Below are 25,439 nucleotides of genomic sequence, written 5' to 3'. Positions count from 1 at the left end.
TCCTGATTTGGTGATGCTACTTGTTATTATCTATTATTTAAACTCAATTGTTTCTGGTGATGCTCCTTTTGTATACGTAATATTCGCATCGGATGGCAGATTACGTATTTCTTTTACATTGTTGCCTTCAATGATTATTTTACCTATTTTTGTTCCTGCGAAATCAATAATCGCATTTCCTTTTTTCGGACTGATCGTTACAGTTTTGTCTGCAAACCCTGTTCCGTGGAATTCGGCATATTCACTGAATACCGCAATACCGTTTTTAATATTTGTATTTTCACCTAATGTAAGGGAAATACTTGGGCGGTTCATAATTAACTTGCCTGTTTTATAGTTACTATAATTGTACACATTTTCCGGAATAATCGGCTCCGGTGTTTCTTCTTTATCTGATTTCAAATCAATTTGGACTAGTACCGGATCATGGTCTGATGCGCGGCCCTGTGCTTCAGTAAAATTCGCATTAATATGAATCATATCAATCTCCGTTACTTCAGCAAGATTGTTAGAAACTAAAATATGATCCAGCACTTGGTTGTTACCTTGGAAGTAGTAGCTGAAACGATCTTCCACAGGAGCCTTGTCTACCATATTCGTTAAAACATCACCTTTTAATGCTTCAAGAGCCGGTGTAAATTCAAAGTCATTCATATCACCTGCTACGACAATGTTGATGTCCGGATCTTTGGCAAGTCCTTCATCGATAAAGTCGTTGATTACTTGTGCAAGCTCAATACGCTCTTTTTCAGATCCTAAAACCGGTGGCTGTGTTGGACCCCATAATGAATCATCTCCACCTTTAGAATTCAAATGTGCCCCAATAACAACAATGCGCTCCTCCTGGAATTCAAATTCTGCCGCAATCGGTTTACGTGTATCTTCAAATTTTGAAGGATTCACAAAACCTGGATTCAATGCAAGACTGCCTTCTTCTGTCCATGCATTCGCCTGCTCACCTGTTCCTTTTGCCCCTTCAACAAGTGAAACACGTGCAGGGTTGTACAAGTAACCTACTCGGATATTTCCGCCTGGTGCACCACCGCTTGTGTTATTAATCGGCGTAACATCAATCCAGTCATACTGAGGACCACCTGCTACTGTAATTTCGTTAATTAATCGCAAGTAGCTTTCTGATGCATCGGCATTTCCTGAATCTGTTTGACCGTCATTATCCTGTACTTCCACTAATGTAATAATATCCGGTGACTTCATATTATTCACAAATGTTGAAGCGATTTTTGCTGCTTTTTCATCGGATGTATTATCCGTATTATTCGAAAAGTTTTCGATATTGTAAGATGCAAAGTTCAGCTTGTCCGCTACGGGTTCAAGATGCGTTACTTCCTGCTGAATGTTCGCCTTTGTCACTTCCGGGAATACTTTATTCGTATTTAGTCTATAGCCGTCAGAGAAGTTCTCTACAAATCCGATCAATGCATCATTAAAGCGATCGCCTGATTCATAGTTTTTCGCTGATACACCTTCAAGCATAATTTTTTCAGGATTGTAATCATCGGCAGCAATATTTAGACCGCCATTATCGTTAAATGTATTGTTTGTTGTATTAGGAACGACGATTGGTGAATCATTGTTATACATCGGTCCTACTACTCTTGCATCTGGGAAAGACACAAGCATATATTCAATTGATTCCCAGAAATCGATTCCGTCTTCCTGCGGGTCAAAAGTTCCGAAACTGTCATTATCGATAATTTTGTTTGGCGGGAATAAATCTTCGCCGATAACAAGCGTTTTAGGAACAGCATCAGTACCTGTTTTTTCAACCGTTACGGCTGCAATCTGCGTATCTTTTAAACGCGTATTCCCGCCAACTTCATTTACAGTACCCGTTACTTTCACTGCATCTCCTACCGCGATACCATGCGATGATTTGTTCACTTTAATTGCAGTAGATTTCACACCATCGAACGGTGTATTTTCCTGCATAATGAAATTCGAACCGTCAATTACAAATGTAACGACTCCATCTACTTCATTTACTTGTAGCCCTGCATACGGCGAAGTATGACTTGCACCTTGAATGTCGCTGATCGTCGCATCATCCAGATTAATGATTTCATAAATGAATGTTGCAACCGCGCTGCTAGTTAAGCCTTCTTTAACTCCAATAGCTTTAATCGTCATCGCGTCATTGACAGTAATAGGTTCCGTATATTCTGCACTTGCTGTAGTTGGTAATGAACCATCCACTGTGTAATAAATTTTTGCACCTTCAGTAATTGTAGAAAGTGTTACACTCGTGCCGGCTGTTACGTAGCCTGAATGTGAAGCTTGGATATCCTGTACTTTAGTTGTATCTTCAATAATTCGGATTGGAAGAAGCTGATGGTTTGTAAACTGACCAACAATCCCTGTAATTTCTCCGTACGTTTTACCACTTTCTAAACCTGAATCTCTTAATTTATCATAAATTGCAAATGTACCGGCTGCATCTGTTCCCGTAAAGTTTTGGCCAGACCCGGTAATCTCTACATCTTTCAGTGTTACTAATCGTGATTCATTATCTTCTGCAATTCCTTCACTTGTTATAAATTGCGGCTCTGGTAAAGCCGCAGCTGCTGGTGTGCCAACAAGAGAAATATTCTTTAACTGTTTAAGCCCACTGTATTCATCGACTGTCCCTTGAACTGTAACAAGGTCTCCAACTTTTGCTGTAAGACTGTCCGCTGGGTAAATTGCAATTGCTGCACCCGTTTCGTCCTGAATATGCGCTGTCGCTGTTTCCAGTTTTGCTGTGACAATACCCGAAACAATTACTTCATCACCAATCGCTTTATTGCGTGCCGATTCAATTGAGATGGCTGTTGGTGCTGTTTTGATTGTGTAGGCAAATGTTGCAACTTCACTATTATCCAGTTCTGTTGCTGTTGCGAATGCTTTGATCGTCGTTGGTTCATTAATAACAATACTTGATGATGCATCATAAACTGTACTTTCTGTCGTCGGTTCAGAACCATCAGTTGTGTAATAAATCGTTGCATTTGGAGTAGCCGTTGTTAGTGTTACTTTTGTTCCTGCATAAACTTCGCCGGCTGTCGGGGAAGCTTTTACAGTTGCTACTTGTGTTGGTTCTTCTGGATCGGTTGCATCACCAACAAATTGAATGAGCGTAATAGGTGATTTCAACCCTGCATGGTTACCAAAGTACTTTTCCAGCGAACCTGTAATTACTACTTTTTTGCCAAGATTGCCAGGATTCGTTTTCAAACCAAATTCAGCTCTGATCGAAGCTGGTGAACTCGGTAATTGAATGTAGAGCATTTTCGTTACATCGGTTTCACCCGGAGTGTCCGCGATGGCAATGTTCGTATCGGTTTCAGCTTCTACTACATAAGAGGTTTCACTTTTCGCAAACCCTACTATATAACCCTCTACTGTTACATCAGGCTTAACTGAATCCGGATTAAACTGACTGATTGCATCTCCAACTCCAATAGCACCAGTTGTTTCTGCTTTCACAACTGAAAAGTGAGGTAAAATCATGGATAGTACTAGTAAAAATGATAAAACAATTTTGGAAACGTAATTGAGTCCATTATTATTCATTTGTTTAGCTCCTTATAATTTATTTTTTATATCTCAAAAAAAGCAAACCCTTCTTTATTTAGTTAAAGGGCTTGCTTTGGGAGATTAAATGAATTCTAACTTGCTCTAAAAAATTCTCTTTTAATTAGAACACCTACTTCAACATTAAATCACTTGAATATTAAAGTTATATTTATCCAATATTTAAATTTTATTAAATTTCAGAAATGTCTAATAGAGTAATTTCTCCTATTATATTAATTAGGGTCTTATTTCTCATTAATAATATCTGCTTCGTATATAGTTAATTCTACTTATTCCATAAAATTTCTACATTCATTACTTATCACAGCTGGCTAATCTAAATTCAGTTAGATTTGTCTACTTACCAAAGCAGCAAATAGAACTCACCAATAATTCATGCTAAAGTAAAATTTATACAGAGTAATTCAATAAGAATAATTTAAAAGGAGCTTGATAATGATGAGAAATATTCCTTATGTAGTGGACGGTGACTGGTTAGAGGCACGTCTGGAAGATCCAAATTTACGCTTAATTGATGCATCAACATTCTTAAAAATTCCTGAAGGTAAAGGGTTTCCAGAACTATGGTCCGGGTTCGAAGCTTATAAGGAAGAGCATATTCCCGGAGCGGCTTATGCTGATTTACTGAAAGACTTTACTAACCCTGAAGGAAAGGCACCATTCACAATTGCAACAAGAGAGCAATTTCTGAAAGCGGTGGAACCTTTAGGAATTACTGAGGAAACTTATGTAGTAATTTATGACCGCGGGCCATTAGTAAATGTAGATATATTAGCATCCGACTGGTCGGCGCGTTTACGCTGGCAATTAAAATATGAAGGCTTTGATAATGTAGCTGTACTGGACGGCGGATTCCGTAAGTGGAAGCTTGATGGTCGTCCAACAGAATCAGTAATCTCCCACTATGAGCCTGCGCCATTTCCAGGAGAACGCCGCGAGCATCTAATTGTATCAAAAGAAGATGTAAAAGCAGCTTTAGGTGATGAAAATATTGTATTAATCAACAGTTTGTCAGAGGCAGACTTCCGAGGTGAAACAACAACATACCCGCGCCCTGGTCATATCCCGGGAAGCAAGCATGCGTTCTTCGGATCCCATTCAAACCCGGAAACACGGTTACTGAAAGATGATGCCACATTACGTGCTACCTTTGAAAAATTAGGGGCACTTGATCCTTCTAAAAAAGTGATTACTTATTGTGGTGGCGGAATTGCTGCGACATGGAACGCGTTGTTGCTGAATAAATTAGGACAAGAAAATGTGGCATTATATGATGGATCGTTGAATGAGTGGGCTGCTGATGAGAGTTGTCCGCTGGTGACGGGGTAAATAAAACAAATTTTATTATAACAGTAGATGAAGTTGCTTTATAGCGATTTGTCTGTAACTGTACGTTATATCCCATACTTATCTACTTATAGAAATTATTAAATTATTTGATACTAAAAAAATATTTGGCAATTATTAAAAACCTCACCAATATGGCACTGACTGCCTTTTTTGAGACAGTAAGAAAACACCTTCTAAACAACCAGTTGACGGTATTGCACCGGCGACTGGTTGTTTAGTTTCATTTGAATACGGATATTGTTATAATAATTTATATACTCTTCGACGATTCGAATCACACATGCATTCGTTGTGCTGTGGATTCCGTCGAGATAGAACGTTTCGGACTTTAGCGAGGAGTGAAACGTTTCGATTGGGGAATTATCAGCTGGTGTGCCTTTACGGGACATACTCATGGTAATTCCTTTTTCTTTTACTTGTTTTTGATATTCGTAAGATGTATAGACCGACCCTTGATCGCTATGAAGAATCGCCTCACTTGAGATTCCTTCTACTTGACTCAGTGTGTCCAATACGAATTGTGTATCCTGTGTCGTTCCAATTGTGTACGCAATAATTTCGCCGTTGTATAAGTCCATAATACTTGAAAGATATAACATCGATTGGCCAAAAGGCAAGTAAGTAATATCGGTTACGAGCTTTTGAAATGGCTCAGTAGTGTGGAAATTACGTTCTAAATGATTAGGTGCTATACTCGTTGGTTGCCCCGTACGCTTACGTTTCTTTACTTTTACACGACATGACCAATTATATTTTTGCATGATTTTTTGAACCGTTTTCTCGGCTAAATTAGGAAAGAAACTTGCGATTTTACGATAACCATATCGGTATTTATGCGCTGCACATTTTTCACCAACATCTTGATCTCGTTTTTCTTTTGTCGTTTGTGTACCTTTCTGTTTTCTCCAACGATAATACGTGGCCCTTGCCACACCCATTAATTCACAGATTCTTTGTACAGAAATTTGGCCTCTAAGTGCCTCTACTACTTCTACAAATGCTTGTCCAACCACTTCCTTTCCAATTTCCTTGTACTTTTTTAGCACTTCCACTTGCTGTTTTAAATAACGATTTTCAGTCTGTAAACGGGATTCCTCTGAATCAAACTCAGGCCCTTTTCCGAAAGAATATTGTTTCCCCACTGGCTGATGAAGTCGATGTATTTCGCCAGTTTTATACCACTTCATCCATGTTTTTAATTGACTAACATTTTTAATATTCAATTCGTCCATTATTTGCTTTGCAGGAATGCCTGATAACTTCATTTCAATTGCTTTCATTTTCACTTCTGCTGGATAGCTTACTCTTGTACCCATAGAAAAAACACCTCCACGTTGATTTACTAGGTTTAATACCCGTTTTTCAACGAAAGGTGTTTTTATTTGTCTCATTAAATTAGGTCAGTGCCTATTGATATGGTGAGGTTTTTAAATCTTCATTTTTTAATTAATAGTAACTTTAAAAATATCTGAAACCCTTCCACCTTTTCCGTCATCGGCAGTTATCGTGAAAGTTACATCTACTGGATTAACTGGATTTAAGATTCTAGTAAATTGTACCATTCCGTTTCCTATGTCTTTAATAGTCACTATATCTGGATTTGATGAACTAAATGTAAAATTTAAGACATCCCCGCTATTTGGATCGCTAAATCTACCATTATAAATCATAACTGTTTGCCCATAATAACCATTCAATGCATTGCCTAAGTCTGAAATATGCTCATTAAATGATAATGTTACAGTAGGCGCTTGATTACTAATCTTAACCTTTAACGGAGAGATTAATGATTCTGCTCCATCAATGGATGTTATTCCGTTACCTAATGCAGTTACAGTCGCTGTATAATTTCCATCACCGTTTGCAGCTATTGCTGCCGATAGATCAAAGCTATTTGAATTTGCCAATATATCATCAAATGTACTGATCAGAATAGAATCTTTATAAAGCTTTACCATATATCCATTCTCATCTAATATATCAGTCCACTCGATTACATCATCATTCCATATAGGTTGATTTATTACTGCTAAAGTTATTGGTGCGCTATTCTCGCCTTATTACCTTCCTATTTCTTGGTTTTATAACGAGCCTTCACCATACAGGCGACTTTCATCGCATATGGCGATCCGTCAACAATAGTTCTTTCTATATAGAATTTATTTCCCCATTAGTATAATAATCCTTTTTATATTATTTGTCACTATTAATTTGAGTGAGTAAATAAAATTAGCTAAAGTACATCTTTATTATTTTGCATCTTTCTTTTTCTATGTTAAATTATTTTGGCATTTGTTAAAATGACCATACTGTCTTTTACATCAATATTCTCAATAAATTTATGCCAATAAAAAAACTCTACACAGCATCAGCTATGTAGAGATTGACTCTTACATTAATATAAAGAAGATTCTTCCTTTACTCCGCCCAAATCAATTCCACCCACTCCGGATGGTCAATAAAAGGATTTCGGTTCCCTTGCCATTCAAAAATCTTCTCGTTACGTTTTTTTTCAAATTCACTTACAGGGTCTTGTTTATGCCATTTTAAGAGAATCGACAATTTTCCGTGATAAGGATTACTTCCGTTATTCACCTTTTCATTTAACTCTAAATCTACTCGATCACCTTTTTCATAACGTGTTGCCATATAGAATAAAATACGTGCAACATCACCCTTTACCTCATTAGGCGGCTCAAAGGAATCCGAATCTTTAAAGCACCCTGAACAACCTGTTACAGCACTACCACCTTCATCAAAATCAAGATTGCCTCGTGAACTGTTAACTTGTACATCTGTCGGACGAAGATGATGAATGTCTGTTCCAGGACCGTTACTAGTCCCAAAATTACCATGGGACTTTGCCCATACATGCTCACGATTCCAGTTTCCTGTATTGCCACCATTGCTCGTTTTTGAAATGGATTTTGCTGAATAAAACAACAACACATTGTTCGGGTTATTTGGATCTTCATCCGTTTCGCGAAGTGCTTCCCAAGCTTTTGCATAAGAAAGAATTTTTTGATCATCTATAATTTCATGCAGCGCCTGTTTTAATGCCTGCCCTTCTTTTCCGTAAGCCGTTTTATAATAATCGTTTCCCTCAATTTCCTTAACGTTTAAAGTAAATTGCGCAGTAACACTCTCTTTTCCATCTGTCGCTGTTACACCAACAATATGGCTGCCTGCCTGTAAATTTAATGTTAATACATCCCCATCAACCATACCTTTTGTAGCAGAAAAACTGAGTTTATCTCCATCCGGATCAGAAAAGTGTTCACTTAGCGAAAGCTTTATTTCTTCGACTACGTTGACAGTTTTATTTTCAAAAGACTTTATAATGAGGGGCGCACGGTTCTCAGAAGGAAAAGAAGGACCCGTAATCGGATCCCCTTTACCATTCGTTATTTTAATATTTTCTGCTTTTGCACCATTAATATATTCAATTTCCTGAATATTTTCTGCACCTCTGATTTCACTAACATTTGTTCCATCAATAACAAGCTTTTTCAGTTCTGTGCCTTTTAAATCAACAATAGCTCCTGCATCTTGTGGCTTCACAGTGATAACTGTTGTTTTAAAACCGTCACCATGGAATTCACTAAAATTACTATTAACTGTAATCCCTTCATTAATCTGCGAATTTCCATCAAGGTGCATTTCCACACTCGGCTTTATGATTACTAATTTTTTTGTTTTAAATCCAGTAAATGTATAGACTTTTTCTGCTTTAATCGGTTCTTGCACTTCTCCTGAGGCATGTAAATCAATCTGTACCATTACCGGATCATGATCACTTGCACGGCCAGCCATATCTGTAAAGTCCGCATTGATGTGCAAAATATCAATTTCAGTATTTTTCGCTAAGTTGTTTGAAACTAAAATGTGATCCAATACTTGTGAGTTTCCTTGATATAAATATGTGTAACGATCCTTTTCTTCTACTTTGTTGATCATATTCGTCATTAACTGACCTTCATGAATCTTTAAAGCATCAGCAAACTGATAATCGTTAAAGTCTCCTACAGATACTATATTCGCATTCGGATTTTTAGATTTAATGTCTGCAACAAAATCATACACGATTTTTGCAATTTTTTTACGTTGTACTTCACTTTCATAAACAGGCGGTTGTATCGATCCGAATAAAGGTGTATCTCCTGACTTGGAATTCCAATGGTTGACAATAGCAATAACATCTTCACCGTTAAAAGTAAATTGTGCAGCTAATGGCTTACGGCTGCTGTTAAATGCTGAATTAGTAGGATCGATGCGCCCTGGATTTAATGTCAATTTCCCGTTCTCGTAACCAACAGCTGATGTCGCATCTCCTGCTTTAATATCTTCAGGCAGTCCAACACGCTCAGGATTATAAAGGAAACCTACACGGATATTCGCATTAGGCGCTCCACCGTCTTCATTATTAACAGGATCAATATTCAAATATTTATATTCCGGACCACCAGCAGCTTCAATTGCAGTAATTAAACGTTTATAACTTTCATCTGCGTTTGAATTTCCGGCACTTGAACCATTATTGTCCTGTACTTCCGTTACCCCGATAATATCTGGACTTTGCATATCATCAACGAATGCTCGAACCAGTCTACCTACCTTGGCATCAGATGTTTCTTTCTCGTTATTAGAGAAATTTTCCAGATTATAAGATGCCATCGTCAGCTTCTTGTCATCTTTTTCAATTGTTGTTTTTTCAGGAGTAGCCGACCCTTTTTTATGCTTGTCCTTCATCTCTTCTAATTCAGCATAAATTTTATAGTTTTGATAAGAATAGCCTACAATTCCTGTAATAGGACCTGCAAATTTATCACCTGTCGCTACCTCAAAATTACGTGCAGCACCATTTGGTTCTAGACGGAACTGTATACGATTAGGATTTGTCTTACCTTCCTCATATAAAACGCCGCCATGTAATGAGTTAGTCGGCTCACTCTCAAGCACTGTGATTAAGTCACCATGTTCCTGAGGAGATACTGCTTTTACATTACCAACACTCACACGCATCCCTTCAATGCTTTCCCAAAAATCGATTGCATCTTCTTCAGGGTCGAATTTAGTGAACTGGTCATTATCGATTGTAGTAAAACTAATATTAGTCTCATCTAATGGGATAGTTTCCGGAAGCAATACACCTCTTTTAATAAGTTCTACTTGCCCGCCTTGGTCATCTCGTACATTAATCTGTGTTGTCTTCAAATCGGTTGCCTGGCGGTCACTGTACCCGTCATATGCATACTCGCTAACTTTACCCGTTACTTTCACTAAATCCCCAATTTCAACCGGCCAAGCCTTCGTACCAGCATATAAGAAAATTGCTTCAGATGTATACGGATTTTTATCTGCTAACTCATCTGGCGTCTGGATTGTGTAATAATATGCGCCATTTAACATAAATTCATAGGTCACAATTCCTTCTACTTCCACGTTTTCATTATTAAATGATGTTGCATGACCAGCTCCCTGAATATCATGGATCTGCAGTCCATCCGTAATTTTATAGTCGAATGTTGCGACCTCACTCAAGACCCCATCTTTTACTACTATCGCTTTTAACGTAGTATCCTCTATGATTTCAATAGGTGACGAATACTCGGTACTTTCAGCTGTTGGCTCATAACCGTTCACTGTATAGTAAATTTTTGCGTCTGCCGTTGGAGTAGATAATATTACTGTTTGTTTTCCAACATAAGTTCCGGAACCAGGCGAAGCAACTGCCGGTTTTAATATTGTACTATCCTCAACAATATCAAGCGATGAACGCGGTATGATTTGATAGTCCTTATCATATTGCTGCACAATACCGGTAATGCTTTCATAATCGCCATCCGCCCGCAGTAAATCCAATTGGCCTGTTTCATCACGAATTAAAATATGATTCCCCAACTCGTCAACCGCTTTATAATTTACCCAGCCGCTTCCGGATGAATCAATCGTTAATGTTGTATTCTTTACTGTTACAAGCTGTGATTCAAGTGTTTCATTAATATCACCAACTGCTACAACTTTTGCTTCCGGCTCTTTACCACCTGTAGTTTTATCCACAATAGTGGCACCATCCAACTGCAAAAGTCCTCTGAAGTCCGCTAACTTACCAGTCAATATTACTTCATCGCCAACATTTACACCCAAGCCTGTAGGACGAACAGCAATCCCCCCTGTTTCATCCTGGATAGAGATTGTATTTTTCAGGTTAGCTGCAACTTTCCCTTTTACAGTTACAGTTGTTCCTGTAGCCTGACCACGCACCTCGGCAATCGTTGGAAGTTCCGCTTCATTGGTTACAGTATAAGTGAAAGTTGTTACCTCGCTGTTTTCCATTCCTTCCGCAATAGCTATCGCTTTAATCGTTGTTGTTTGATCAATCACTAATGGTTTACTATATTGAGTGCCCTTTTCAGCACTTGGCTCTGAACCATCTGTTGTGTAGTAAATCACCGCTCCATCAGTAGCAGTAGATAATGTGATTTCTGTCCCCTTTGAAACTGTGGATGAAGGATGGGAGGCTGATACCATTGCAACCTTTGATTCATCAGGTGGTGTTACAGCTCCACTATCCATGGTATGGGATCCAATATTACTGAAATTATCTTTCCCTAAATTAGTCCATTCTGAAGTGGGATCAAAAGAATCAGTAATATTTGTATCACCTCTAGTAATATTACTATTTCTTACTAATGTAACATCAGCCTTATTATTAATCCGCGCTCCAGCTTGGCCGATAGAATCTACTATGACTCCAGATTTTCTTAATACAACTGGATCATCTCCGTTAAAGTTAGCTACTACACTATTTTCCAAATCACCAACTGCTTTGATAGCAGGATTTGCATCTTTATGATATACAACATATACATCGCCATGCTCTAAAACACCTGACATTGGTACACTTTTATCTGCAGTATCAATACCATTTGTATGCAGTTCTAAAGTATATTCACTTAAATTAACTGATGCACCAGTACCATTGTAGATTTCTATTGCTTTGTTGTAACTACTTCCCTCAATATACTCCGAAATAATCAAATCTGTCGCCAACGTTTCTGCGTGCGTGACAACAGGTGCAGCAGGCACTACTACGCTTGCTACTAAGCTTGTTGCTAATAATGCGTTTAGTGATTTTTTCAACTTCCGATTATACATGTTTTTAGCTCCTTTTGGTTTTGGCAAAATAATGGCCTTCTTCATTTGAAGAAGGCTTTTCAGTTTAAAGAACCGTTTCTTCTGCTACTTCAATCCCGTCAAAATCAACTGCTTCTGTATTTAAATCACTTAATAAAAGGTTGCCCTCTACTTTAATGTTTGAAAGTAGTAATTTATCAGCAACAACCCCCAAAAGAATTAAATCCCCTTTAACTTCAGCATTTTTTAATTCAGAAATATTTGATACATCTACTTTTATACTTCCCGTAAATACTTTAGGTTCCTCTTCAGTTCCGTTGAAGTCAACAGGTGATACTTCATTTGGCTGTTGTACAAATACATCTACAATACGCCCTTCAGTAGAAGTAGGTAATGTATTTAAAGATTTTAAATGGTCCATGAAGTTTTCCCAGTCTGATAAGCCCAGATCTATTACACGCCCAGCGTCATAAGCTGCTCTAAACATTGTAAAGTCATCTCCGCCTTGAGCTGTAAATGCATTTGTAGCTACCGTGTATGTTACGTTGTCTTGAATATTCACATAGTTATCTGACTCATCTTTATACTTGATGGATACAACACGGCTGCCGGCTGGTTTTGAAGAATTATACTCTACTTTAGCGCCCGCTACATGCAGGAAACCACCATTTTCTACTGGATATAATTTCAAACTGTGCTCAAATGCCGCCTTTAGCTCAGCACCTGTTACATCCATTACGGCTAACGTATTCCCAAAAGGAAGCACTTCAATTACCTGACCTACTGTAATTTCTCCTGCCGGAATCGCTGCCCGAATACCTCCACCGTTTTGTAAAGCCATTACAACATTTTTACCAGTGAACTGCTTTGCTTTCACCAGCATACCATCAGTAATTAAATCCCCTAAAATTGTTTCATTTTTACGTACGCTTGGTTTAGTATTATCCCCACCTGTACGTGGATTTTCTAAAGCAATGTCTGCTTGAACGCCTATTTTTTCTGCTGCTACCTTATCTACCTGTTCTTTAAAAGGTTTTAATATATTTACAGCTTCTGTGTCTTCTGCAAGTTTACCAATCTCGATAAGTTGCCCATTGTTCTTTATAACTACACCGTTCTTATCAAACTCAACATCCACTACACCTAAGTATTCATTGTTGGCTTTTGCTTGAACAATGACTGTCGGTGTTTGATCATTCTTTACTACAAACGGATCCTTCAACTCTGTATGGGTATGACCGCCAACAATAATATCGATTCCCTCTACTTCTTTAGCTAGTTTCATATCATTATCGACTGCTGCATTGTCATCAAAACCGATATGAGTAAGAGCAATAATCTTATTTACACCCTTATCCTTGAAAGCTGCTACTGCTTTTTCAGCTTCTTTCAAATAATCTTCAAATTGAACAGCTCCAGGGCTTGAAATTCCCTTTGTTTCTGCAGTCGTTAGACCAAAAACCCCTACTTTTTCACCATTAATCTCTTTAATAATTCCGTTATAGATTTGTCCTTTTTCAGGATTACTTGAAATTAAATCAGAAAATAATCCTTTAAATTTATTATCATTGGAAAAATCTACATTTGAGCTGACAAACGGAAAGTCTGCTCCTTCAATGAAATCTACTAACGCCTGATGACCTTCATTACTATTACCCAAATCAAACTCATGGTTACCAAAAGTCATTGCATCATATTTCATTAAATTCATAACAGCCACATCTGCTTGCCCTTTAAATTCATTAAAGTATAATGTACCTGAGAATACATCTCCCGCATGTAATAATAAACTATCTGGTTTAGACCCCCTAACCTGTTTTACAGCTGTAACAGCTTTAGCTGCATTGGCTAAACTTGCATGGGTGTCATTCATATGCATAACTGATAAAATAAAATTGCTATTCCCGTCTTATACTGCATAAAAGGCAGCTTTCGTTTCGGGCCTACACCGTACAGGCGACTTTCATCGCATACGGCGTTCCGTCAGTACTCTTCTAAAAATTACTTCCCCATACATTATATGTAAACATACTAGTTTTAATGCTATGTTAATTCTATTTATTTTTTTGTAAATAAATAGTAAATATCTTATATAAAATCGTAACCATCTAAATTCGAATGACAAAAAATAACCTTATAAGATAGAATTTTTTCAAAATCTACCTTATAAGGTCCAGTTTAGTTATCCACTACAATTTATTTTATTCGACATTAATTCATTTGTTGTTAATATTGAATATTATGGACTTATCTGCTCTAGCCTCTTTAGAAGTAAAGATTACTTCCGCTGATCCATCTATATTTGTTACATCCCAATTATTTAAGTTGTTTAACCCACTTGCAACTTTTTTTGCAATTGTAGCAAATGAATCGTCTTGTAAAATAGTAACAGTTATTTCTGCTCTTTCTTCACCATCTTCAAAAGTAATAACTGTTTCTCCGTTAACTTTAATAGCACCGTTTAAAGTTACTTTGTTTACTTGTTTTACTCCCACATAATCCTCTATCCCTGTTTGCTGCTTAAGAAATTCACCTTTAATTTCTGCTCTATTTTCTTTTTCAGGAACTTCAAGTAAGATATTATAAGGTTTCTTTGCTTTCGAAGTAAAAATCAATTCACTACCTTCATTTTTTATATCCCACTTATTAGTTAATGGTTCGAATCGTTTTTTACTTGAAACATAAAAGTGTTCAACTATTGCTGCTGCTACTTCTTCTCCAGTTCTTGCTTTAGGAACACCACTAACAATTTTTTGAGTGGCACCAAAGAAATTATTGTTTGTAACAAATCCGTCACCATCGTTAATATTAAATACAAAGTTACTCATTTTAGGTGCATAACCCTCTTCAAATTTATAGCTTACAATAGTTTGTTGACCTTCCACTTCTGCCTCGCCTTTTGTTAATTGTTCAAGTACTGATTGAATTTCATTGCTATTCCCGTCTTATACCATTATTGTTATGGTTTTCGATTCGAGCCTTCACCGTACAGGCGACTTTCATCGCATACGGCGATCCGTCAATACCAATTTCAAAAACTAATCCCCCCAGTTTTAATGTAATATAATTCCAAATAAATGTAAATATGGAATTTAGTAAATTTGGAATTTATTTAATATCCTATATTTACATTCGTATTTAATCCATTAGAAATCTTTTCATTACCTAATATCTTCATTTCAATATTATCTTGAAACAAATGAAGACAATATTTTTTCAGTAACTTTTATTCTTGCCTAACCGTACCTAAAATGAAAAACATAAAAATCCCTACGATTCATAAAAATTATGATTCGAGGGTATTTTATAAGAAAATTGACAAAAGACTCATGGGTATATGAGTTTTGCAACAGAATGAAGAAATGAGTACGATTGTACTCATTCTCCGTTTTTCCTGTATTTACCTACCCATATTCGACATTCATAGAACAATAGTTAAATTTAGTTTTAGATGACAATGATGGAAGGCCTTGTAAAATGTCCTCTGGGATAAAATCTAATGTATTGCTATTCTCTACTTATACCGCACTACCGCGGCTTTCGAATCGAGCCTTCACCTTATAGGCGGCTTTCACCGCATACGGCTATCTATCAATAGTTGAAATTAAATGAATAAATGTAAAAAATATACATTTATATTTAAAAAGGTGACCAATCATGTCATACATGATTGGTCCTTTTAAACTTACTTTTGGGGAAATAAGTTTTATTAGAAATCTTCTACTGACTGGGTTCCTTCGCTTCTGCTAGTTTTATCCTCCCTGTATGTTACCATCCAGGTACAAACGGCTAGCGATCAACACTACTATGAACCCGCTGCCATCTTACTAGCTTCACCGGTGCTTACCCACCTCTCCTAGTAAGACTTCAAACGTTCCATTACTTCTATCCCTTCTTTTGATGACCTTAGGCTTCCACTTTTCAGGAATGAGAACGATTAGTTTAACAGTCAATTGTTCTAATCGCCATTAAATGATTTCACAAATAAGGGCAAATACTAAACTCCTAGCTTCTACGTAGTATTCACTTACTCATCCTGGATCAACATGGATTCGTCTCCTAGCCATAGCCACCTTTTAAGGAGCCCCGCCTCAATTCATTGAGTACGACTTCACCTGACTTCATCCTTTCAACTGATTAAGCGTTTCACTGGATGCAGGAGGATTAGGCACATGTAGAGTGACTGTTTACAAGGAAAGGGGTTTCACCCTTCATTTGGAAGTAGCAGTTAGAAAGAAAACCCTATGTATTGCTAAAAACAAGACACGGGGTTTTCATTTCCACTTATTTCACTAGCAAGCTAGCTTATAAAGTAACGTTTCGTTTTGTTTTATTTAGAAGTTTCATTTTGAGATTTAGTTAAAGTAACTGTATGTTCTCCAGCAGAGTTAATTAAAACCTCAACTGTGATTGTAGTTTTTGCATAACCTGTTGCGTTAACATCGATATCAAATTCTAAAAGTGTACTTTTTAAAGCTGTTGCATCTGTATCAGCATTTTCAGCTTTTGTAATTTTAATAACATTACCCTCTGCAGTTACATCTACTAAAGCTTCTGTTGCAGATGCAGCTGTAATAGATGTAGTATCTACATTAAATCCAGCTAATGCCGATGAGAATGTTAACTTTAAATCAGTTTCATCTACAGTTAGTGGTGCTTTAATTGCTGATGCAGCAATTTCACTAGTTACAAATGTTACTTCAACATCTTTAGTAGCTTTAGCATCACCTTTGCTTAGAGTTACTGTGTATTTACCTTCAGTAGCAGTTTCTTTTACATCTACTGTTACTGTTGAATCATTAACTTGTGATACAACATGCGCTTTTACTGCAGCTAATTTTTTAGCATCAGTAGCTTCACCCACAACTGAAACTGTTGAAGTAGCTGTAACTGCATCTTTAGCAGTATTAATAGCTTTTAAATCTGCTTCCTTCTTTTGATTTGCTGTATCAGTTGCTCCACCATCAGCAGTGTTATCAATGTTAATAATAGTAAATGTTACAGTATCACCATCAACTTTATAAGTAACTGTAACTTTAGCTTCTTTTACAATTTTAAGGAATGCATCTGCGTCTGTAATTGAAGTATTACCTTGTCCTTTAAACACATAAGTTTTACCAGTTTCACCAGCATATTTAACTGGATCTTGAGTATCTAATGTGATCGTTTTATTAGTAGTATCAAAAGCAGTAACTACTCCAGTATAACCAGCAGTTGGGATTTCTCCAACTTTAGTGAATGTAGCTGTTGCTTCCTTAGCTGTGAATGCAAATGTTTTATTTACTGCACCTTCTGTATACTTAGCATTACCAGTAGCAATTACTTTAACAGAAGTTGTTTTTTCATCACTTGATCTTACTAATAAATCTGTATTTTGAGCAACAGTGATGCTACGGTTTGGAGATACAGTTTTCCATTCTCCTTTATCATTTACTTCAACATCTTCTGCACCAGTATTTGTTACTGTATAAGATGCGCTTGTAATTTCATATGCTCCAGTGTATTCTAAACCACTTTGGTTAGTTACTGCTAGCTTGAACGTTGCAGTATCATTACCATTAAATTTAGATGTTGCTTTATTTCCGTTGTAAGCAGTTAAAGAAGCTCCATCAACATATTGATCTTGGAAATGAGTGATTGATCCGATAGCAGTTGGTTCACCGTTATCTAATTTAGCATCAGTTGCATTTGAAGTATTAATATCAATCCAAGCAATTGGAGTTACATAGTCATTTACTTTATCACTACCTACTACAAATGTTGCTTCACCTTTAGAGTTTGTTTTTACTGTGATTTGTTTTTCTTTATCACCAGTAAAGAATACTTGTGTACTGCCTGAATCATCAATGAATTTCGCAGATGTTTGAGTTGCAATTACTTTATCTACATCTTCATTTAATGCAACGTTTACGATTTCATTAGCTGCTAATTTACCGTCTTTATCCTTAACAACAACTTTGTATTCACGTCCACCATTTGAAGCACCGATGGCAGCAATTTCGCCACCTTCACGTGTCATTTCAATCGTGTAAGCAGCTTGTAATGCAGAAAATGTTACTTTTGGTGCTGTAGCCTGTAGTAATGATGGAGAATATGTTTGTGTATAAGAAGTAGTACCTGTTATTGAAGTAGCATCGAATACTACAGGTGTTACTGTTGCATGGTTACCTGATAATGTAAATGTTGCTTCACCTTTAGCATCAGTTGTAATTTGTGCAGCACGTGTAATTGTGTTGTTGCTAAATTGAGCAACTGGTACGCCATTTACTGTTACATTTTGAGCTTTATCAGCTGTTACATTGATGTTCTCTAATGCAGAAACATTTAATATTTTACCTTGTACTGGTTGACCAGTTGTCGGGTTCTTATAAGTAACTTTATAAGTTTTGTTTGCACCATTGTTAATTGTTGCGCCTGTAGTTACTTCTTCAATTGATACGATTGTATCAACACCCCAGAATACATAACCAGTTGCAAATTTAGAACGGTCACCGCTTGCATAAGCAGTTACTGTATCAGTAGTCGCTGCATAACGAGTGTAAGTATAAGTTGCAACACCCTCAGCATTTGTTACTGCTTCAACAGTTACAGGTGCTTTCAAGCCATCAGCTGAACCTGGTACGAATAAAGTTACAGGGATACCAGCTTTAGATTGACCTTCAGCTACAGTAACTTGAGCCTTAACAGTTACTTGTTGACCAAGCTTACCTTGTACTGATGGAGTTGTGATAGTTACAGCTGTTGGAATTACAGCAGAAACACCTTTGAATGTACCTGCTTTAGCAGCGTTAACATTTAAAGTATAAACTGTATCACCAGTTTGTGGAGCAGTAGTTAATACTACAGTTTTAGCGTCTGTTTGTTTAACAACAGCGTTTGTTACTTCTAGGCCATCGATTGTGAAGTCTAAAGCTTCGATGTTTTCTACTGTTTCTTTGAATGTTACTTCAACAGTTGTGTTGTTGATTGCTTTGATTTCAGATACTGCACTGTTAGCAACACCAGTTACAGCTGAGAAGTCAGCATTCATTGTGTTGTATAAGAATGTAGCAAAGTGACCACGAGTAGTTGAACCTTTAGGATTAAAGTTGGCTACTGCTGGGTTAGTGATGTCGAAGAAGTCAAGAACTTCGATTGCTGCACGAGCTTCTGATTTAGCAGTGAATAGATCTTTAACATCTTTTTTGTACTCTTGACCTTGTACATAAGAAACTAGGTCGATGTTGTTTAAAGTATCGAAAGCACGTACTAATACAACAGCCATGTTTTCACGAGTGATGTTGTCAGCAGCTAATAAGTTGCCGTTAGAACCGTTGAATACGCCTGCATCATATACTACAGCAGCATATTTTAATAACTCATCGTTAGAAGCTGAAGTTAAGTCGTTGAAGCGTACGTTTGTTTTGTAGTCAGCAGGTACTTCGTGACCTTTTGACACTAAGAATTTACCTAATAATTTAACAACGTCAGAACGTGTTAAAGTTTTGTTCGGTTGGAACGTTCCATCTGGGTAGCCGTTGATAACGCCAGCGTCTACTAATGCTGTGATCGCTTGTTCGTGTGTGTTACCTGCGATGTCCGATAATGATGCAGCAGATGCAACTGGTACGATTGCAGATGCTACTAATGTAGCTGTCGCAGCTGTTGCTACGAATTTTTTGTATTTCTTTGGTTGGTTAGCCATTGAAAAATTTCCTCCTCATAAGTGAAAATAATAATTTTAGTTACCCACACGAAATATGTGCAGAAAAACTAACTACACATAAATTCTAGTAGTATACATTTACTATGTCAATCTTTTTTTGCCAATAAACCCAAAAATATACTATTTTATTAGACTGCAAGATATGAATCCGTAAATATATTCAGATAACTTCAAATTTCTTTAATTATGACATACATCTACTAATAAAAACAACATTTTCTTTGACAATTAATTTCCAATACTATTTAAATATAACTAAATATCATGGAAATTATTGGTTAACCTAACATTGAAAAGTATTTAATTTGGATATATAATGCAGTTATACCAAGGATTTAACTGGAATTTGAGCATTACAATTATTACTAATATATTACTTTTGTAATATAGTTATTATTTATATGACCATATTTTTTCCTACCTGGTTAGTGTATGAAAGGTACGAATTAATAGAACCAGTTCGCTAAAATTCGACAAAAACAAAAAAAAGAAAAAGGCTTTAGCATCTAAATGCTAAAGCCTTTTTCTCGGGCTACCAACCGAGTTTTTCCTTGCAGGGAAAAGTTAAAATTTAATATATATCGTAGAGGAAATCTCACTACTGAATTTAGTGTATCATTAACATTACAAATAAACAATCAAATATTACAAAGATTACACTATTTTTTTTCTTTTACTTGTTGTTTTTCGTTCCACGTGCTACTTCTAGCAAGAATAAAGGTAATGCAATTTGGCGTTTAATCCGGTGCGGTTCCCTCATTAAGCGGTAAAACCACTCCATCCCTACTTTCTGGAAAGCTTCTGGTGCTCTTTTCACATTACCTGCTAATACGTCAAATGAACCACCAACACCTTGATAAATCGTTGGATGAAGCTGATCACGGTTTGCATTAATCCAGTTTTCCTGCTTTGGTGAACCCATTGCTACAAATAATAAATCCGGCTTCGCTTCATTAATTTTATCTACGACTTTTTGATTATCCTTTTCATATCCGTCCTGTGTGCCGGCAATTTGGATAGATGGGTAGAGTTCTTGTAATTTCTTAGCGGCCTGATCTGCAATTCCTGGTTTCCCACCATAAAGGAAAATAGGCTTGTTACGTTGAGCAGCTTCTTCACATAAACGCAGCATCATATCGACACCTGTTACACGTGATGTAATTTGACCCTTTTGAATTTTCGAAGCTAAAATAACGCCGATGCCATCTGGAATTTGAAACTCCGCGTTATTAAGGAGTGTTTTTAGTGCCGGGTCTTCCTTTGCTTTAATAATTTTTTCCGGGTTAATTGCTACAATTAACGATTTCTGTTGCTTCTCAATTTGATCAAATACTTTAGGAAGTAATTCATCATAGCTTTCGGTATTTACTTGAATGCCGAGTACGGTTTCTTTCATATAAAGTCTTCCCTTCTTATATTCCATCAATCAATTACGCCTTGGCGTAATTGCGTCCAGATTTTTTTGAGTTTACTCAAAAATTCCCTTTAAAAAATCTGTGACATCCGCCTGGGGCTTATCTTCATTCAGCAGGCGTTTTGAACGCCTGCTGAATGAAGATAAAAAACAGTAGGCAGTACGTTTAGACGCACTGCCAAGTTTACAATATTAGTTCTTCGCATCTCCAAGTAAGTGGAACTGGAAGCCTGCTTTTTCCCATGCTTCGCGGTTTAGGCAGTTTTTCGTATCGAATACGATTTTACTTTTTGCGTTCAACGTTGACGGATCTAGCTCTTTAAATTCTTTATGGTCTGTCAGGAACACTAAAATATCCGCTTGCTCCAACGCTTCTTGCATGCTTTGTGTTTGTGTTTTATGTTTGTTTTGCTTAATGTGTGGGTCATGTGAAACGACAGTTAAGCCTAATTTTTCCAACTCATCAATAACAATTGTCGATGGGCTTTCACGCATATCATCTACATTTCCTTTGAACGCTAAACCTAATGTAGCAACTGTTGCGCCTGCAATACCGTTTTTGTTTAAAATCGCCTGTGTTTTTTGTGCTGTGAAGCTTGGCATTGAGTCGTTCGTGTTACGTGATAAATGAATGATTTGGGCTTGCTCCCCGCCTAGCTCAACTAAGAACCAAGGATCAACCGCGATACAGTGACCGCCTACACCTGGTCCCGGGAAATGGACGTTTACACGTGGGTGATAGTTCGCAAATTTAATCGCTTCCCAAATGTTCACATCTAATTTTTCAGCCATTTTAGCTAATTCGTTCGCAAACGCAATGTTCACGTCACGGTACGTGTTTTCCATTACTTTTACTAACTCCGCTGTCGTTGCGTCTGTTAAATGGATCGTACCTTTAACAAATGTTTCGTACAGTTCTTTTGTAAGCTCTGCTGATTTTTGTGAAATCCCGCCAACAATACGGTCATTGTTAACAAGCTCTTCAAAAATACGTCCTGGAATAACACGTTCTGGAGAATGGGCTACAAATAGTTCTGTCCCGATTTCTAAACCAGATTTCACTAATTCAGGAAGCATTATATTTTCCACTGTTTTTGGTGGTACTGTTGATTCTAAAATAACTAAGTCGCCCTTTTTCACGTAAGGTACGATTGAAGCTGTTGCTTGACGAACATATTCTAAGTTCGCTGTATTGTCGGGATTGATCGGTGACGGTACCGCGACAATATACACATCCGAAGCGACAGGTGTTGTTGATGCCGTTAAAAAGCCTTCATCGACCGCTTTGTTCAAGCGTTCCTGTAAGCCGTTCTCCTCAATATGTAATTGTTTATCCTGAATACTTTTCACAGCTGCTGGATTCACATCAACACCATGTACCTTTACGCCGTGATTTGCGAACATTACCGCCGTTGGTAAACCGATGTATCCTAATCCAACGACACAGATTGATTTTGTCATGATCGTTTCTCCTTCACTTTCAAAAAAGCTATATCTCATTGTTTGATTATTGTATAATTGGTTTCACGCATTTTGCCTGCATTCGTTATCAATAAAATGATTAACTTCATTTAATACAGTTTCAAATTTCCGTTCCTTTATAAGACGGAATGGTTGTTCAAATGGTTGCCTGTAAATGCTTGAAAATTAGTCCTGCATTACAGTATACAACTTTCTGCTCGCTGTGTGAAATAGTTTTTCTTTTTCAAGCAGTTTGATGAAAGCTTTCCTATTAATTTTGCCTTTGAAAGGGATTGTTATACTAATTGGTGAGAAATGATCGGTAATAAACAAAAACCCCATTAGCTAAAATCAGCTAACGGGGTTTAGTTTAAATGGGCAATCACGATGCGTAGCCTCCAGTTAATCGTTCCTTTTCCGCAATTAAATTGTGGAATAATGCTTCATCACGTGATTCGAGCGCTTCATCGATTAGACGGGATAAGTTGTTTTCTTCTAAAGCCCGCACAATTCCTTCCACTTCCTCATCGAATACCGGTGACGTTTCATTTTTTAATGGTGTTACGTTACTTGATACATTTTCAATAATCGGCATTAAATACTCATGTACATTTGATACGAGTAAAAGCTGATACAGCGGAAGACGTACGAAACGATTGCCGCGCTGGAATACAAAAACTTCCGATAAGTTTTCGACTTGCAGTGAGTTTAAGTCAATGATCATTTCTTTCCCTTCAATCGGGATGAAATGAAAAACTTCCTCATCTTTTGTAATGGAAAAGTATTGATAAGCAAAGACTAAGCGTAATTTCGTGCCTGTCATTTTTGTATAAAAAGGCTTCATAAATTGTACTTGAATCATGGGAATTCCTCCTTCACTTATTTTTGTTGGCATTTATCCGAGTCATAAGACCTAATTTCATTTATCATATGGATGCAATCATTCAGGTGTTCTTGAATATTAAATCAATTTCTCTGTTGCTTATAGTTTCCCCACACTTTCCACATTTCAAACCTTTTAAAAAGTGCTATACGCTTAAAAAATTTATTCAATGTCTCTTCACATTACCGATTTATCCGGATTCGTATTATAATGGAAGGAACGACTTTTTTTCTTCCTTCATCTAGAATGGAGTTAAAATTTCCAATGTAATTAATTATTAGGGAGGGGAAACCCGTTTTGAGTTTATCTTTTTCCGAGATTGCCCATGCACATAAAGACTTTATTCAACATACATTACAATCCTTTGAAGAACAGCTTCTCCCTTCAGCAAATGAAGATGCAGAATTGGTGACACGCGCCATGTTCTCTGTCCGTAACCAGGCAATCAAGCCACCGCACTATTCAAGATTCAGCCAAATACTGGTATGCCAAATCCAGGATGTCAATACAGCGGAAGTGACGATTAATTTTCCGGAAAAGCAGATTAGCTGCAGCTGCCCTAAAAAGGAGCTGTGCCGACATCAACTTGCCATTATTTTAAAGCTGTCGCAGTATTTTATTTCACTGCAGCAATGGCTTTCTATTTGGCGTTCTAAAAGATCCGTTCCGCTCCAATCGTTAGCATCAGAGCGCAGTCCGGAAAACTGGCAGATGATGGCTGACGAAGTGCTTGATTATGCAATTAAAGGTCCGCAGCCATTGGAGCCTTATACTTTATCCGGCTTAATTGAAAATATTCGTACTAAGCTTCAGCGCCACCGCCCCTATGAGCAGGAATGGCAGGAGCTGTTTAACTTATTTATGGATATTGCCGTTTCGAAACACTTTCTGTTACATGCAGTCAAAACGAAAACAGATCTGAGTCATCATTATGTTCAGTTCTTTTTGGAAAATACGCTAAGCCGCATACAGCGATCGATTGATACATTAAGTAAAACGACAAGGCTGTTCGCAACTGAACCATTTTTTGATGCAATTCAGAAAAATGTCCATGAAATTCTTTTTATCGAAAAAGGAGCAACAGCGTTCCGGCTGTCATTGTATTTGCAATTTTGGACAAAGCTATTAAATGAACAAAAGCGCTTAAAAAATGAACTGGCTCTTTTGGAACAAAGCGATGATAGCAACACAGATATCGAATTGAATGTAGTAAAATCCATCTTTTATATTTTATTAAGTTCACCGTCACAACTGGAACAAGCAGTCGAAACAATGAGTGAACATAATGTGGAAGGATTTATCGATATAGCCCAATATGCATTACAGAAAAACTTCGCTGATGAGGCGACTGTTATTTTAAAAAGGGCCCTTCCTTTTTTACAAACGTTTGTGCAGGATAACTTATTGCCGATACGTCGCCAGAAATTTACGCGTAAGCTCGATCACTTATACGGTCAAATTCAATTAAGTGATAGTGAAGAGCTCGCACTGTACTCTTCTTTCGGCCGATACGGTATTGAGTCATTTTCAAACTATTTACTGCGCCACAATCGTTTGGACGAGTGGGTAGCACTTCATCAGCTATATCCTTCATCGATTCCTTATTTAGATCAATGCGGGTTAAAGGATGTTGTTGCACAGTCACCTGAAACTGCACTTCCTCTTTATCATTTTTATGCGATGGAAGAAATTCAGCAAAAATCGCGGCAAAATTATAAGCAGGCAGTCCGCATTTGGCGTGCCATGAAATCGGCTTCCAAAAAAGCCGGAAAACTCGACTATTTTACAGCTTATATTGAAGCTGTGCAGCAGCAGTATAAACGTTTGCGTGCACTGCAAGAAGAGATAAATAAAAGCAATTTACTCATCTAGATTATGTATTTTGCTAATAGGAG

12 protein-coding genes are annotated in these 25,439 nt (G+C 37.2%); 2 read left to right on the top strand and 10 right to left on the bottom strand.

Features of this window, described 5'->3' with window-relative positions; genetic code table 11:
• Positions 1-33: 33 nt before the first annotated feature.
• Positions 34-3,570, bottom strand: coding sequence for a chitobiase/beta-hexosaminidase C-terminal domain-containing protein (locus B5473_RS09685; protein ID WP_079524677.1), 3,537 nt, complete (start codon positions 3,568-3,570; stop codon positions 34-36).
• A 462-nt stretch (positions 3,571-4,032) separates the two neighbouring features.
• Here B5473_RS09685 and B5473_RS09680 point away from each other — a divergent pair, with 462 nt between their 5' ends.
• Positions 4,033-4,923 carry a sulfurtransferase gene (locus tag B5473_RS09680; protein ID WP_079528648.1) on the top strand — a complete coding sequence of 297 codons (891 nt, stop codon included), beginning with the start codon at positions 4,033-4,035 and terminating at the stop codon, positions 4,921-4,923.
• A 194-nt stretch (positions 4,924-5,117) separates the two neighbouring features.
• Here the strand turns inward: B5473_RS09680 and B5473_RS09675 are convergent, their stop codons facing one another.
• The 9 genes from B5473_RS09675 to B5473_RS09635 all read right to left on the bottom strand — a co-directional run bounded on the left by B5473_RS09675 (position 5,118) and on the right by B5473_RS09635 (position 23,523).
• A complete protein-coding gene (locus B5473_RS09675; protein WP_079524676.1) occupies positions 5,118-6,260 on the bottom strand; it encodes an IS3 family transposase in 1,143 nt (380 codons plus the stop codon).
• A 126-nt stretch (positions 6,261-6,386) separates the two neighbouring features.
• Positions 6,387-6,902, bottom strand: a complete 516-nt coding sequence (locus B5473_RS09670) for a hypothetical protein (RefSeq protein WP_079524675.1) — start codon at positions 6,900-6,902, stop codon at positions 6,387-6,389.
• 460 nt (positions 6,903-7,362) lie between these two features.
• A complete protein-coding gene (locus B5473_RS09665) occupies positions 7,363-12,102 on the bottom strand; it encodes an endonuclease (protein ID WP_176142062.1) in 4,740 nt (1,579 codons plus the stop codon).
• A gap of 64 nt (positions 12,103-12,166) precedes the next feature.
• Entirely contained in the window at positions 12,167-13,960 is a 1,794-nt protein-coding gene (locus tag B5473_RS09660) for a bifunctional metallophosphatase/5'-nucleotidase (RefSeq protein ID WP_079524673.1), read from the bottom strand.
• A gap of 337 nt (positions 13,961-14,297) precedes the next feature.
• The gene (locus B5473_RS09655; protein WP_079524672.1) at positions 14,298-14,966 is read right to left on the bottom strand and encodes a hypothetical protein; all 669 of its coding nucleotides are present in this window, start codon (positions 14,964-14,966) and stop codon (positions 14,298-14,300) included.
• A gap of 1,445 nt (positions 14,967-16,411) precedes the next feature.
• Positions 16,412-19,765, bottom strand: a complete 3,354-nt coding sequence (locus B5473_RS09650; protein ID WP_079524671.1) for an S-layer homology domain-containing protein — start codon at positions 19,763-19,765, stop codon at positions 16,412-16,414.
• 694 nt (positions 19,766-20,459) lie between these two features.
• On the bottom strand, positions 20,460-21,182 hold the full coding sequence (locus B5473_RS09645; RefSeq protein WP_079524670.1) for a WecB/TagA/CpsF family glycosyltransferase: 723 nt from the start codon (positions 21,180-21,182) through the stop codon (positions 20,460-20,462).
• Between the two features lie 210 nt (positions 21,183-21,392).
• Entirely contained in the window at positions 21,393-22,661 is a 1,269-nt protein-coding gene (locus B5473_RS09640) for a nucleotide sugar dehydrogenase (protein WP_079524669.1), read from the bottom strand.
• 382 nt (positions 22,662-23,043) lie between these two features.
• Positions 23,044-23,523 (bottom strand): IDEAL domain-containing protein, encoded by a 480-nt coding sequence (locus tag B5473_RS09635; RefSeq protein ID WP_079524668.1) that lies wholly within the window; start codon positions 23,521-23,523, stop codon positions 23,044-23,046.
• 318 nt (positions 23,524-23,841) lie between these two features.
• Here B5473_RS09635 and B5473_RS09630 point away from each other — a divergent pair, with 318 nt between their 5' ends.
• Positions 23,842-25,416 (top strand): SWIM zinc finger family protein, encoded by a 1,575-nt coding sequence (locus tag B5473_RS09630; protein WP_079524667.1) that lies wholly within the window; start codon positions 23,842-23,844, stop codon positions 25,414-25,416.
• Positions 25,417-25,439: the final 23 nt, after the last annotated feature.

It is taken from the genome of Solibacillus isronensis (genome assembly GCF_900168685.1).
In the GTDB taxonomy this organism is placed as follows: Bacteria; Bacillota; Bacilli; order Bacillales_A; family Planococcaceae; genus Solibacillus; species Solibacillus isronensis_A.
This window is presented reverse-complemented; position numbering and strand designations above follow the sequence as displayed.

Coding starts and splice junctions, on each gene's coding strand:
- B5473_RS09685 (WP_079524677.1), bottom strand. CDS start 3,570: ATGAATAATAATGGACTCAATTACGTTTCCAAAATTGTTTTATCATTT.
- B5473_RS09680 (WP_079528648.1), top strand. CDS start 4,033: ATGAGAAATATTCCTTATGTAGTGGACGGTGACTGGTTAGAGGCACGT.
- B5473_RS09675 (WP_079524676.1), bottom strand. CDS start 6,260: ATGGGTACAAGAGTAAGCTATCCAGCAGAAGTGAAAATGAAAGCAATT.
- B5473_RS09670 (WP_079524675.1), bottom strand. CDS start 6,902: ATGGTAAAGCTTTATAAAGATTCTATTCTGATCAGTACATTTGATGAT.
- B5473_RS09665 (WP_176142062.1), bottom strand. CDS start 12,102: ATGTATAATCGGAAGTTGAAAAAATCACTAAACGCATTATTAGCAACA.
- B5473_RS09660 (WP_079524673.1), bottom strand. CDS start 13,960: ATGCATATGAATGACACCCATGCAAGTTTAGCCAATGCAGCTAAAGCT.
- B5473_RS09650 (WP_079524671.1), bottom strand. CDS start 19,765: ATGGCTAACCAACCAAAGAAATACAAAAAATTCGTAGCAACAGCTGCG.
- B5473_RS09645 (WP_079524670.1), bottom strand. CDS start 21,182: ATGAAAGAAACCGTACTCGGCATTCAAGTAAATACCGAAAGCTATGAT.
- B5473_RS09640 (WP_079524669.1), bottom strand. CDS start 22,661: ATGACAAAATCAATCTGTGTCGTTGGATTAGGATACATCGGTTTACCA.
- B5473_RS09635 (WP_079524668.1), bottom strand. CDS start 23,523: ATGATTCAAGTACAATTTATGAAGCCTTTTTATACAAAAATGACAGGC.